The organism is Halobellus sp. EA9 (assembly GCF_051195055.1).
Taxonomy (GTDB): Archaea; Halobacteriota; Halobacteria; order Halobacteriales; family Haloferacaceae; genus Haloquadratum; species Haloquadratum rubicundus.
Genome location: NZ_JBNTJW010000026.1, coordinates 1 through 12,357, shown reverse-complemented (window position 1 = coordinate 12,357; position 12,357 = coordinate 1). Strand labels below are relative to the sequence as shown.

Below are 12,357 nucleotides of genomic sequence, written 5' to 3'. Positions count from 1 at the left end.
CCCCTGATCGTGGAGGGCGCGGCTGAATACCGCGCCCTCCTCGATGAGATCTTCACGAAGTTGACCGACCAGCTGAGCTTCGCAGGCTCGTGGATCGAAAATCACCTCGACGGATTTATTCAGAAGTTGCGTTAGTCTCAATGAGACAGTTCGGTCTCGTGCGTGCGCGGGGACGATCTCGAAGTGTGGTACTTCCCGTCGAAACTCCCTGAATTGAACGCTGTCGAAAGATGCTGGGACCAGTTGCAAGAGTGGTTCAAGTACCGCCTTATGCCAGATCTCTCGACGTTGAAAGACTACATTCCGCGAGGACTGAGCGCAATCATCGAACCGAACATCTGGCCGTATCTTACCGGTAAAGATTCGAACTAAACATTATCAACCCAACAGAAACGGTGGACCAGGTCAGGCTAATCGGCGATGTTTTGTGAGGTACTGACCATAGGACGCAAGAGACCGATTCGTGTTTCGTGCCACCGAGCACGATTAACTGAAAACTATACCATTTATTCGTTCAGGTACCCTAGCGATTCAAGCCGGTTTTTTACCTGAGTTTCGTCAATGTGCTCCGTTTGTTCTACTGCCCCCTGATCTTCGACACGGTAGAGAACTTCTTCCATAACAAACAACACGTATTCATCGACAGAGTCGAAGGTTGTGTACTGAAGGCGATGCTTGACTTTTTGAATTGTGTCCTCGGGAAGGGAGACAGACTGCCGATCACTCATAACTCCAACTGAATTTAGCAGGTATATATCTGTCCCGATTCATCATAGACACCGCTAACTTAGCGAAAAGGATGAGACGATTTGATTCCTACGGGAGATAATTCTCATTCCCGAGTGGAGTGAGGGCGAGATAGAGTTTTTCGAACAGTAACAGCCGGGTTACCAAGTGGACAAGCTGACGACTTTCCTGTACAATTTTGGTGTGGGTTTCAGAAGATTACGCGCGTCCTCGGTTGAAGCGGCGTTGAACGACTACATTTGCAGTGTCGGTAGTTCCCATCGTTCCTGAGAGCTGACTCGATTTCTGCAGAGAAATGAACGAGATCAGAGCGACGATTTGTCAAGTCGAACAAAGACGGCGGTCTCACGCCAGTAAGAGCGCCGTCAGTCCAGACAAGAGGCGAAGCTATCGCTCACGTACAGGGCTGCCGCTGGACACGGGCGTCTCAGCCCGCGTCCAGCTCGCTGTAGGTCGCCGGGATTCCGACACCGTTGGTCGGTGCTTCCCACTTCCGGCCCAACGTGTCGTCGAGAGCGTGATCAGCCACTCCCGAAATACCTCGAAGCGGAACCAGACGGGTATGCTCGCCCGCCTCGTCGCGGCGTGGCAAGCACGTCCCATCGGACAATCACCCAGAGGTTCCATAGCAGGAAGCTCACGAGGATGAATAACAACCGAACGGTTGGATCGATTGTGCTTGTCCGCGCACGCGCTTCACGCATCGTCCGAAACGCTGTCTCGATGGCTGATCGTTTCTGGTAGAAAGCTTCGACTTCCTTCGGCGTGCGATCGGTCAGATCGCACGCCACGTAGGCCCGCACCAGCACCCCGTGTTGGCCTCGGTTGCCTTGTTGGTAGGAGACACAGACCGCGAGCGGGAAGCGCAGTTCCCGCTCGCTTCCGTTGTACATCACGTATTCCGTCCAGTAGGAGACCGACGTGTCCAGTTTCTCGGCCATCTGCTTCCCACGGCGGACGATCGGAAGAGCGACTGGTGCCACGGCATCCAGTCGCTCGATTGATGCACCGTTGTAGAAGCCGCGGTCGGCGAGAAGTCCAGCCACGGTGAACGGTAGGGCCGCGACGTGGTCGAGCAGTCGCTCGACCGCGTCGCTCGTCGGTTCGTCACCACTGACGGGCGTGACTGCGACGACGAGTGGTTTAGCTCGACAGAGGACGAATCCAGCGAGGTAGCGATGGCACTTGCTGGTGCCATCGCGTGGTTTCGTGTGGCAGAGTTCGCTAGCATCAGCGTGTGGACAACCGTGGTAATGGATATCGACGAAGTTGAGGCAGATGATCCTCGGGCTGGGGCCGAGGATCATCGTCGCTTGTTGAGCGAAGATGTCGTTGACGGCGGCCTCGAGATCATCCGCTGGAACGGTGTGCAGTTGTTTGAGGGTGTAATCGTCGGAGTAACTGCTACGAGTGGCGTCTGTGACGGCTTTGATGGATTTCTGATCGACAACAGCTTGCAGCAGCGTTTGACGGATGATTCCGGAGTCGAAGCCACAGCCTTCGACTCCGGGGATCGGAACCTCTGCGAGCAGATCAAGCGCTAAGGTTTCAAGGTCAGAGGCCGTAAGAACAGTGTCTGGGTGGTAGAGAAATTCCACAACATCCACCCAGACGCTTTCTGCGAACGTAACCTCGTCAGTTGTGACTAGCCGCTGACTTGATGGGAACTACCGAGTGTGGAGCTGGGTACATACCTTCGGATTGCAGGTGAGTGATGTTGGTCGGTAGTACTGCTGATTCTGCGAAAATCGCCAAACAGATTTACGAGCACCGTCAAGCATAATGACTGATGACGCCAACTACCTCACAACCTTTGCCAATGTCAATGTCACTCACGTCGTCCATCGCCTTAGTGTAGTTTCAACTCTGAATCTGTAGATTCTCTTCGAACTCAACTGGATAGAGCTGGCGGAGCTTGATGCGAGCATCGTCGGTGGTAAACTGCCAGTCGATGGGACGACTCGTCTCGTTCCGACGCTTTTGCCACGCAGCGACCTCCGCGTGGAGCGTCGCTGCGTGGTAGATACGTCGGTCAAGACACTGTCGTTTGGGGACGCCAATCTCGATTTCCGCTATGTTCAGCCAACTCCCACGCTTGGGCGTGTAGTGGAACTCGAACCGATCAAGATACGCGTGCGCTTGGTCTGGCGGGAAAAACTGGTAGAATGCGGCCGGCTTGTGCGTGTTGAGTTGGTCCATCACAACCCGGATGCGGTCCGCATCCGGGTAGTGAACACCTGCAAGCTCGACCATCCGGTCGATCCACTCTGTCGTCCGTCTCTTCTCGGTGATTTCGACGTTCACCCAGCCAGTCAGCGGTTCAGTCGAGATGTAGAGGCGCTGTTTGCCGTTACGTTTGTAGCGGTGATCGACGCGAGCGACCGCTCCCGGCCCACCCGGGAGCGGGTCGCGTTCGTGCCCTCGCAGTGCCTTGCTGGATTCGTCGAAGCAGATGACTGGACAGCTCTCGTCGTATGGTTCGTGGTAGAGGTCGAGAACGTCTTCCATATAGTAGACGAAGTCAGCGTCCTGTTCAGGCGGTATCTCCCAATAACTGGAGAGATGAGGTTTCAGGGCGTTTTTTTAGTCGCTGTCGAACGGCCTCGTGAGAGATCGACTCGAAGTCGATCTCGTCGAGGGTGACGAGTTCGTCAGCAAGGAGGTGGAGTGTCCAGCGTGAGTGACCTTCTGGGGGTTCGCTACAGGCGAGTTTGATGAGATGGGCTTCGGCGTTGCCGTCGAGTTTGCGCTTGTACTCACGGTCGGGCTTGCGGCGATGAATCGCCGCGAGCCCTCGCTCGGTGTAGTCCTTGCGGACGTTGTAGACGGTTTGTGGGTGACAGCCGACGTGCTCACTGATCGTCGCATCAGTGAGCCCGTCGTCAGCTTTCAGAAGGATGCGTGCGCGTGTGTTGTCTTGGGCTCTCCGTTCACCGGTGGAAATGAACCATTCGAGCGTCTCACGGTCTTCCTCGCTGAGATCGACGATGTACTTTTTGCGTCCCATTCTGGAAGATACGTGCCCAGAGGAAATATAGTTATACTGTCACGGTTGAAGCTATACTTAGTGTGAGAAACCGCGTTGAAGGGCGACTCAAGACCTGATACATTGGATAAGGGTGTTGTGACCCTTTCGTCGGCCACGACATCGAAACTTTATGATTGTTCTTTCGAAGGAGAGGTGGGCGGATTAATCTATATTACATATAATAAAAGTCTGAAAGGATAATCTCGAATGATTGCCTCGAAGATTCGGTGCAGGCATTCATCTGGATGATTTATGTCAGCGCCGAATTTGACCTACGGAATCGAAACATCCTGGAAGGCAATTAACTGGGTTCTTTTTCCGTCTTCAGCACAAAAATCGCTCTACACGGCCGAAAATGAGGGTTTCAGGCGTCGGATCGGAACGGAAAACGCGCTCAGAGGCGGTTGGATGAGATTGCCTGCTCGAGGCAGTCAACCGAGTTTTAAGAAATGTCAGATTACGCTACTGCCGTTACAGGCTGGTGACGATCAAATGAATTAGCAGAATCAGTCAGTTCTTGGATCTTCAATTAATCGCCATAAGCCGGTCGGTTCATGAACATATTCAATCGACTCTGCGGCGTGTAGCCTATCCAGTCGTTTGGTGACTGTCGGGCGAGAGAGACCGGTGAAATCAACAAGGGCGCCGGTAGTGAGATTGCCCTCAGTAATGAACTGATCAATCACCCGCTCTGTATTCTCGTCAATCCTGAGTGGCATACGTGACGTGTTCATTTCCGTCTCCCTTATCTCTACCCGATGGACTCCGTATTTACTGCATATCTTTACTATTAGTAAAGTATAAATATAAGGGTGCTTTAGTAGAATACAGAACCCGACTCTGAAGGGGTGTACAGTGGAAACCCGCGTGGTGGAGCACGCGAGTCGGGTTCTAACAAAGAGTGAGAACCCAATGGAAAAGAGAGACTCCAATCAACAAGAGAGTATCGACAGCCCCAATATTGAAGATGTAAACCAATTGAAATTGGCTGCGCTCGGGGCAGGGGCCGCGGTTTGCCAGCGGTGCGGGAAACCATTACAGGGCGGCGAACACGTGTTTGCGTACGTGTTCCGCCGGTGCCCGCACGCAGCGTGGCTGGCGGGCCAGACGCGCTGTGCGGACCACTCTTTAGAATTAGATACACTCGCCTCGCTCGGCGTGCGCGAATACATCGTTTCGGGCCGTATCGGCCACTGCATCGACCACGTACTACAACGTGAGTTCCCGGTGCTGCTCGCACCGAAACTCGAAGCGACGTCACCACGGGACACAGAGACGGCATTCGACCTCCCGAGCGTCACACCCGCTGACGTGACGGACTGCCCGATCGCTGAAACGACATTCGAAGACACGCCAGCGTACGAGTACGCGGAGGCGACGCGATGACGCTCGCATTCGACGCGTCAAGCCTTCCGGCTGACTTCACGATCCCGATCGACGAGCAACTCCTGCTCCCGGACGTGTATGTCGGACTCGAAATCGACTTGCTCGCACCGGGCGACGGCGTCGTCACGGACCGCCATCACGCCTCGGCGGACAATTACGAAGCAGACGACCCGATGAATCAAATCGAGGGGCAGATTTCGCCGTTCACCTTGTCGGGCTGGCTGCGACACGGCTGCGAAGCCGTTCTCCAGAACCTCAACTCGACAGCGTGCCACCCGGGCGAACCGAATGCGGATTTCCGCCGACAAAATGTGTACGACCGGGACCTCGAATCAGGGTACCACGAGAAAGGGGCGTGCACGGACGCCCACGAGGATGGGTGTACGGTCTTCGACTTGTTTGGCGGGTTCGGTGATAATCCGGGGGAACTCCTCCGCAGGCCGGTCACGTTCTCACCCATCCGGCGGAACGTCGACGTCCTGGCCGGTGAGGCGGAAGCCCATTACCGGCTGCTCTCGACGCAAGTCCGATCCAGAAACGACGAAGACGGCGGGAAGCCGCTCCGCCAAACCGACCGGGATGTCCTCGGGAACGTGGAGGGGACGTGGAAACTCACCCTCAGAGAAACGAAACCGGAGTTCGTGGGGTTGCTCGTGGAAGCCGTTGAGTTCTTGAACGAGCATTCGGCGGAGTTCGCGTTCCAGGTCGGTGGGGCACGGAATTTCGGCGCGGGCGACGCGGACGTGTGGGTGATCAACCCGCTGTACTCCGAACAGGAAGTCCGCCGCGTGTTTAACCGCTCGCAGTCAGCGACGCAATCGATGAGCGAGAAAGACGAGCAGTGGACTGTCGAAGTCCGCCCGGCGTTCGTGGACGCGTTCCACGCGCGGGTCGCTGCGCGGGACCCGGACTGCGACGCCGGCGTCCCTGATACGGACACGATCGACGGATCTGGCGAGACAGGAGCGACGGGAGGTGACGAGTCGTGAGCGACCGTTCCTTGGAGACCGCGGCCGCGACTTCCGAACCCGACACTGATGCGCCGCTGATGGTAGCCGTCTACAGACACGATGTACACAAACTCCGCGGCCGGGGCCACGAGCACGCCGAGCCCGAAGTCGCTGGTGTCCGAGTGAATGAACCCGTGCCGCGAAATGCGGATCGGGACGCCGCCCTGTTGAGCCGCCCACGTGGAGAACCGGAGCAAACGGTGGATGCGCACGCGTCGCCGCGACGACTGTCACTCCTCACAGGCGACCCGCAACTCGACCCCTCCAGTACCGATGCGGACGCGGCACTCGAAGCTCTCGTGACGCCGACGGACGCGGAAGCGTTGCACGCTCGGTGGCTTTCCTCTGCGTACGCGGCGCGGTTCAACGAGTCGGTGTTCTACCCGTACACGTCGCTGCAGTACCACACGCTGCTGACGGCAGCGCTCCTCGACAATTACCGGGCAGGGTATGCGTTCGATGACCTGTATGTGGAAGTCTCCCCAGAGCAGAAGATCACGCCGCACCGCACGGTCCTCACTACTCCCCACTGTGCGGTCAGGATCACGGGGGACCCGTCTGGCCCGGCGGCGCGGCTCGGCTCTCAACCGGCGAGATCGTTCGGGGACGTGTGGGCGCAACTTCCAGCATATCCGTTCGACACGGGGGCTCGGAAGTGGCGGGTACTCGATGCGCAACTGCGGCGGATCCGCGCGTGGTCGACGGCGCTGCAGTACATCGACGAGTACACCGCCACGTACATTGCGACCGAGACCGCCGCGACGACCGACTCACCAGCTGCTGGTGGTGGTGATGACGACGCTGATGCTGCCGGTGACGGCGAAGGGGAGGTGGGTGGTGGCGGTTGGCCCGGGGTGGAGGTGATGGTTGGCTGGGCGGCGACACTGGCAGAGTCGTGCTGGGCGGGCACTGATTCGAGAGCCGTGCTGGGGGCACGTGGTGGCGTGCCCGGCACGGGTCTGCGAGCGCCGCAGTGTGCGTGGTGGTGCGCTGCGGCGCGTTGCGTGACGCCCATCGCTCCGACTCGCCGAGGCCCCTCGGTGCGGGGCGCGGCGGCACTCGCACACAACCCGCGACGACGAGCGACACGGGGAAGTGGCAGACGGCCACGGGCGCTGCGCGGCGCTGCGTAACGCGGACCGCGCGGCAGTCCGGGTCCGGACTCACGCTCCAGCAACGACACGGCGCGGACGCGGAGCGGCAGGTGAACCTCCAGTAAGAGCGACGCGACTCGGCTGCCGCGACGCGGCCGATGCAGGTGAACGACCCGACCGAACACGACGATGCTGAACCCACGAATGAGACGAAATCAACGATCGACGTTAGGATTCGACGAGGCACAGGCACGACTAAGAAGACGACTACGCCGGCGCCACTCGACGGTCTGGGGAGGTGACGGGTGGTGACGCGACTGCAACAAGTCCTGTTCGAGCTCGACGCCCCGTATCTGGGGCACGCATACTTCGTGCCCGGGCACGCCCTGTACAACGCACTCGCACGCCGCGTGGACGACGCGACCCGACGAGCACTCCGCGTGAGTCACGGCGTGTTCGTGCCGGGCGAGTGGGCCGAGTACCCTGACACGCACCCGGACGACGGGTCGCTCGGGAAGCTCGCCGGCTCGCTCCCAGACATCGAGTCGTACGCGGACTGGTTCCTCCTCCGAAATCCGACGCACCCGTGGCTGCTCGACGCCAGACCCAGAGACGCGCACAACACCCACGACCTCCAAGACTATGGGGGCCGCGTGGCGGCGGCGTCGGAAACGCGGTTCGCGCGGCCACCTGAGACCAGAAATCGGCAGCGGTCCGTGCAGTGGTACATACATTGCTACGTGCACGCTGACTCGCCAGATAGCGTCCCACTCGACTCTGCGGCCCTTGATGGGATCCAGGTCGGCGGCGCGCGGAACTACGGGTTCGGTGAACTCTCGATCGCAGACACGAACGTGGTGTCGCTCGACGACCTGTCGTTCGACCGCTTGGAGGAGGCGGCCGACGGCGAGGAACCGTGCCGGGTCGAGTTAGTAACGCCGTACGTGACCGATTCCGAATTCCCGGGCGCTGAGCAACAAGCGGTGCCGTGGTGGTGGAACGTCTCGGAGTTCGACACAGCACCTGGAAACGACTCGAAGCCGCCGAGGATGCGGAACCGGACCACGAAGCTCACACAGGACGGGGCGGCCTACACAGTAGGCGTATTAGATCACGGCCAACGCGTCGAGTTCGCTGGCGACCCGGACCGGATCGTCGAAACAGCGACAAACGGAATTCGGCGAATCGGGACGCATTCCCGGTTCGGGTTCGGGGAGTTGCGGGTCCGCCCGCCTGAGGCTGTCCCGCAACACGCGCGGTGGGATAGAGACGGCCGGGCAGCACGCGCCGACAAGACAGTCGCCAGCAACACGGTGAGCCAGTCCGGTGCGGACGAAGATCGTGACGCTGAGACGCGCCGGCGACGCGTGACGCCTGGGTCCGGCGATACGGGCACCGAGTCGGGAGGGGATGCGGCGTGACGTTGGACATCGTGGCGTTCGATATCGAGACGACGGGGTTCACTGTCGAGGATGAAGTCACAGTGGCAGGGTTCGCGCTGGATATGGGGGCGCGTGTGTTCTACCAGACCGGAGGGCGTCCGGCGAAGTCGATCGAGCAAGCGGTCAGGGACGCAGCGACACACAACGTGCAGGTGTCGGCCCACGAGTCAGAAGCCCAGTTACTGGACGCGATGGCGGCGTTCGTGGCGGGGCGGCTCGCCGACAAGGAGATCCTGTTGGTCGCGTACAACGGGGAGACGTGGCGTGGCGGGTTCGATCTGCCGTTCCTGCGGACGCGGCACGCGGTGCACGGTGTTGCGTGGCCGTTTACGGCTGTCCCGTACGCTGACTTGCTGCCAGTCTTCACGAAGCAATTCAACACCACACGCGGGCCCACTCCCGGAGCCGACTCTATGTCCGGCGAGGCAAGCGGAACTGTGGGCGATGCTGACGACGTCACCAGTACCGATGGCGCCGACGCGGATGACGAACAGGTGACGCGCCGGGACCTGGAAGGTGTGTATGAGACGGTGTGCGGCGGGCGATTCGGTGACATCGATCCGTTCGCTGACAGTGCCGAGGCCGTACAAGCGTTCGCGGCAGCACAGTTCACCGAGCTCGTGGTGCACAACGTGGCTGATATCCTGCGGACGCGGGCGCTCGGACGGGTCGCCCAACGGTACTGCAGCAAATCGGATTTCTCGGTGAAGTCATTGACTGCGGTTGACGACGCAGAGCCTCACGACTGATACACGACAAAAACGCAGACGACAATGAGCGATTCAGAGAACAACCACGATCCGACAGACCCGAATCGAGTAGACCTCACTGCAGGAGAATCGGTGCGCAGACGGCGACACAACGGGGAACACTCGCCGCCCCCCGAAGCTCCCCGGAGCGACGCAGCCCACGACCGGCCCGGAGGCGAGCAGCGAGCGGGTGTCCCAGCAGTCGCGCCGCCGGATGTCCGGCGAGATGGGTCCGGGGAGACACGCACACGATCGCGTGACGAGGACCTCGATGCGAAGTGGGGCGAGCAGTTTCGGGGGAGTGGGATAGAATCGATCACGCACGTGTGGGGGAAACTTGCGTTGGATCGGCGGCGCACCGCGCAGAAACACCCCTGGTTCCGGGGGACCTACGAATTCGAGCGGACCGTATCGGACTGGGTAGCGGACTGCCTCATCACTGACACGACGCCGCAGGCGTGGATCGAGTTCGTGGTGAATGCCAAACAACAGTACCGCGCGAAAACCCGCGCCGCGCTGCGATTCGGCTACCCGATCTACTGGGTGTTTCTGGATGGTGCCGACGTCGCCCGCCAGACAGCTCGGGAGGCGTTGGCGCCGCACCTCAAAGACGGGGTCACGTTCGGGGTGTTCAATCCACAGCAGGACCGACTCGCACTCGGAGACGCGGTCACATTCGAGAACTACCGTGTGCCTGTCGACGCACCTGCGGCATTTCGCCGATCGGACGTTCTCGGATACCGGGCCGGGGCGGCACACGTTCCGCTGACTACGGTTGGGTATGATTTCGGATGGATCCGGGTCGGCACTGAACCGTACCGCGTGTACGCGACACCTGGGACGGATGAAAAGCAGGTGCGGCTTGTTTCCCCCGGCGCACCTGCTGGGATCGGTGAGCCGATCAGCCTCTCGCCTGGAGACTCGTGGTTCACCCGGCGGATCGCCGCCGGCGACGTCGAGCGTATCGGCCCGATCCCGTCAACGTCTACGTATGAACGGCGCACACACCAGCAGCTCCCACCACAGAAGGAATGACTGGCTCACGCGACCACTCCACGGCGAACACGGAGGAGCAACGTGCGGATCAGCCACCGGTGAGGATGGAAGACGACGCATCGGCCCGGAGTGCGGACCTCATCGAGGTGGTTCAACGACTCGAAGAACGCGTGACGGCACTCGAAGCTGAGACGGACGCGCTCCGGTCGACACTCGAGACGATTACCACGGACGTTGAGCGAAACAGCGAGGAGCTTCGAGAAGCGTTTCAGATACTGACGCCGACGCGAAAGCTGCTGATCGGGGACGGCCACGACACGCCGCCGTTGGTGGTAATGAAGGAACTGCGTGAACAGCACGGTCCGCTCAACCAGCAACTGGCCGACCTGACACGGCGGCTCTCACAGCGGGACACCGAGGTTCGTGAGGAGATCCAGCGGGAGGTCGGGCTGTTGCGCGCCGAGCAGAATGCGAAATTTCACCAGATCGCGGCGGAAACGAGCGTCGATCTCGATGCGGCAGACGGCGATATTATCACGCGAGTCCGGAACGATGGGATCGAGGCGGTATGTGCAGCGCCGCGGAAACGCGACCGGCGAGCCGCATACGTCCTGCAACACATCGAGGAGTGGGGCACGAAGGAACAGCTCCGTTCGGGCCCTGCCTACCGGGTGCCACGCCCCCGCGTACAGCGGTTGTTGAACGCGACTGACGCGGTGACGGTGACGATGACGAGCAAGACAGTTGGCGACGTCTTCGATGCGATCGAAGCGTTGGCAGCGCGGTCACCGCGCCTCGTTCAGCGCCGTAAACACGACGGCGTCGACAACCTCTACGTCGGATTCCCGGAGACCACGCAACAAAAATGATCACTGAGCATATTACAGTTGTAGTAAGACCGACTCGGGGGTGTAGCTGTAAGTGGCGTCGGCTCGGTCGTCGAGTCCGCTCGTCGAAGCGACCGAAACCACCTCCGAGCACGAACTAGGGGCCCGACACACGCAGCGCGGTTGTATTCGCTTGCATAGTTAGCGTGATCACCGTCTTTTCTCCCGTCGTTCTCCCGTCTAGATGGGTGACAGAAACCGGCTGGGACGTCTTACGACGACTGTAAGCTCAGTGGGTATCCACAAGCGGGTTCTGTCACAGAGACAAGGCGGAAGCCCACGAGTGAAGTCGTGGGCTTCCTCCTAGAATTTCTGTACGTACCGAGAGATAGCCTGGATTTAGGGCTTATCTTGGCTCGTTTCTGTTTGCATTTTGAGGAGCTGTTCCTCAGGCCCGAGCTTAATTTCTAAGTCACCTTGGACCACATTTTCCACGAAAAACTCATCCAAGTCCTCATAGTAATAGTCATAATTGTTTTGACCGGTGTCCGCCTGGTGCCGAGTCAATGCACGTTGGATGCACTTTAGATGCTGGTCAACGATATGTAGGTGTGCGGCGAGGTCAGGGAATTCTGTCGCCCCTGGCACATTATGACATAACTCAAAATTAATGTCGTCGACAGCCTCTCGTGCGCTTTCGATTCGACTGATAGCTTCGCGTGGGCCGATCCCATATTCTGTTTCGTTCATACTGCGATTACACAGATGTAGCATCTAAACTTATATTTTGTGCGAAATTTGGGTTATCGGTAGAGAATGAATATTATCGGCGGATAAATCGGTATCCAACGACCATATAGTAAAAATATAAATGTGTGTGATTGGATCTACTGATTACAGCATTTCGAGGAGAGAGCCCACGGCTTTAGTGGTTCACAGAAGATTTAGGTGTACTTTGAGTTGGTAGGATAATGACGGGACGAGAGAAAGAGATCGTCCGTCACCTCAGTGAGGACGATCTCGATCGCTTGCTCGCACAGACTGATGACAAGAAGGTGAGCAAGCGGATCATCTTCAT

14 protein-coding genes and 1 pseudogene are annotated in these 12,357 nt (G+C 59.1%); 9 read left to right on the top strand and 6 right to left on the bottom strand.

All coding sequences use genetic code 11. The features are described from left to right. Positions 1-135 (top strand): annotated as a pseudogene (locus ACQUQ0_RS17160) (IS630 family transposase); the annotation flags it as partial. 27 nt (positions 136-162) lie between these two features. After that, a complete protein-coding gene (locus ACQUQ0_RS17155) occupies positions 163-372 on the top strand; it encodes a transposase (RefSeq protein ID WP_435186944.1) in 210 nt (69 codons plus the stop codon). A gap of 134 nt (positions 373-506) precedes the next feature. On the opposite strand, the gene ACQUQ0_RS17150 is transcribed toward ACQUQ0_RS17155, so the two are convergent. From ACQUQ0_RS17150 to ACQUQ0_RS17130, 5 genes are all read right to left on the bottom strand, one after another. Continuing rightward, on the bottom strand, positions 507-728 hold the full coding sequence (locus ACQUQ0_RS17150) for a hypothetical protein (protein ID WP_435186942.1): 222 nt from the start codon (positions 726-728) through the stop codon (positions 507-509). 540 nt (positions 729-1,268) lie between these two features. Further along, the gene (locus ACQUQ0_RS17145; protein WP_435186940.1) at positions 1,269-2,345 is read right to left on the bottom strand and encodes an ISH3 family transposase; all 1,077 of its coding nucleotides are present in this window, start codon (positions 2,343-2,345) and stop codon (positions 1,269-1,271) included. Between the two features lie 262 nt (positions 2,346-2,607). Then, entirely contained in the window at positions 2,608-3,291 is a 684-nt protein-coding gene (locus ACQUQ0_RS17140; protein ID WP_435186946.1) for an IS630 family transposase, read from the bottom strand. Then, complete coding sequence (locus ACQUQ0_RS17135; RefSeq protein ID WP_435186938.1) at positions 3,281-3,754, bottom strand: helix-turn-helix domain-containing protein; 474 nt, start codon at positions 3,752-3,754, stop codon at positions 3,281-3,283. The genes ACQUQ0_RS17140 and ACQUQ0_RS17135 overlap by 11 nt, the downstream gene beginning before the upstream one ends. Positions 3,755-4,281: 527 nt before the next feature. Then, positions 4,282-4,494, bottom strand: coding sequence for a MarR family transcriptional regulator (locus ACQUQ0_RS17130; protein WP_435186936.1), 213 nt, complete (start codon positions 4,492-4,494; stop codon positions 4,282-4,284). A gap of 193 nt (positions 4,495-4,687) precedes the next feature. Between ACQUQ0_RS17130 and ACQUQ0_RS17125 the strand changes: the two genes are divergently transcribed. The 7 genes from ACQUQ0_RS17125 to ACQUQ0_RS17095 all read left to right on the top strand — a co-directional run bounded on the left by ACQUQ0_RS17125 (position 4,688) and on the right by ACQUQ0_RS17095 (position 11,321). Beyond that, a complete protein-coding gene (locus ACQUQ0_RS17125; RefSeq protein ID WP_435186934.1) occupies positions 4,688-5,161 on the top strand; it encodes a hypothetical protein in 474 nt (157 codons plus the stop codon). Then, a complete protein-coding gene (locus ACQUQ0_RS17120; protein ID WP_435186932.1) occupies positions 5,158-6,150 on the top strand; it encodes a hypothetical protein in 993 nt (330 codons plus the stop codon). Before ACQUQ0_RS17125 ends, ACQUQ0_RS17120 begins: the two co-directional genes overlap by 4 nt. Further along, entirely contained in the window at positions 6,147-7,304 is a 1,158-nt protein-coding gene (locus ACQUQ0_RS17115) for a hypothetical protein (protein WP_435186930.1), read from the top strand. The genes ACQUQ0_RS17120 and ACQUQ0_RS17115 overlap by 4 nt, the downstream gene beginning before the upstream one ends. A 269-nt stretch (positions 7,305-7,573) precedes the next feature. Continuing rightward, positions 7,574-8,686, top strand: coding sequence for a hypothetical protein (locus tag ACQUQ0_RS17110; RefSeq protein WP_435186928.1), 1,113 nt, complete (start codon positions 7,574-7,576; stop codon positions 8,684-8,686). Then, positions 8,683-9,456 carry a hypothetical protein gene (locus ACQUQ0_RS17105; protein WP_435186926.1) on the top strand — a complete coding sequence of 258 codons (774 nt, stop codon included), beginning with the start codon at positions 8,683-8,685 and terminating at the stop codon, positions 9,454-9,456. Before ACQUQ0_RS17110 ends, ACQUQ0_RS17105 begins: the two co-directional genes overlap by 4 nt. A 342-nt stretch (positions 9,457-9,798) precedes the next feature. Further along, on the top strand, positions 9,799-10,491 hold the full coding sequence (locus tag ACQUQ0_RS17100; RefSeq protein WP_435186924.1) for a hypothetical protein: 693 nt from the start codon (positions 9,799-9,801) through the stop codon (positions 10,489-10,491). A gap of 65 nt (positions 10,492-10,556) precedes the next feature. Further along, positions 10,557-11,321: a hypothetical protein gene (locus ACQUQ0_RS17095; RefSeq protein ID WP_435186922.1), complete on the top strand. Its 765-nt coding sequence runs from the start codon at positions 10,557-10,559 to the stop codon at positions 11,319-11,321. A 357-nt stretch (positions 11,322-11,678) separates the two neighbouring features. Here ACQUQ0_RS17095 and ACQUQ0_RS17090 read toward each other — a convergent pair whose 3' ends face one another. After that, the gene (locus ACQUQ0_RS17090) at positions 11,679-12,029 is read right to left on the bottom strand and encodes a hypothetical protein (protein ID WP_435186920.1); all 351 of its coding nucleotides are present in this window, start codon (positions 12,027-12,029) and stop codon (positions 11,679-11,681) included. Positions 12,030-12,357 lie beyond the last annotated feature (328 nt).

Bases quoted from the DNA above. Each gene is read 5' to 3' on its own strand.
- ACQUQ0_RS17150 (WP_435186942.1), bottom strand. From the start codon at position 728: ATGAGTGATCGGCAGTCTGTCTCCCTTCCCGAGGACACAATTCAAAAA.
- ACQUQ0_RS17135 (WP_435186938.1), bottom strand. From the start codon at position 3,754: ATGGGACGCAAAAAGTACATCGTCGATCTCAGCGAGGAAGACCGTGAG.
- ACQUQ0_RS17130 (WP_435186936.1), bottom strand. From the start codon at position 4,494: ATGCCACTCAGGATTGACGAGAATACAGAGCGGGTGATTGATCAGTTC.
- ACQUQ0_RS17125 (WP_435186934.1), top strand. From the start codon at position 4,688: ATGGAAAAGAGAGACTCCAATCAACAAGAGAGTATCGACAGCCCCAAT.
- ACQUQ0_RS17120 (WP_435186932.1), top strand. From the start codon at position 5,158: ATGACGCTCGCATTCGACGCGTCAAGCCTTCCGGCTGACTTCACGATC.
- ACQUQ0_RS17095 (WP_435186922.1), top strand. From the start codon at position 10,557: ATGGAAGACGACGCATCGGCCCGGAGTGCGGACCTCATCGAGGTGGTT.
- ACQUQ0_RS17090 (WP_435186920.1), bottom strand. From the start codon at position 12,029: ATGAACGAAACAGAATATGGGATCGGCCCACGCGAAGCTATCAGTCGA.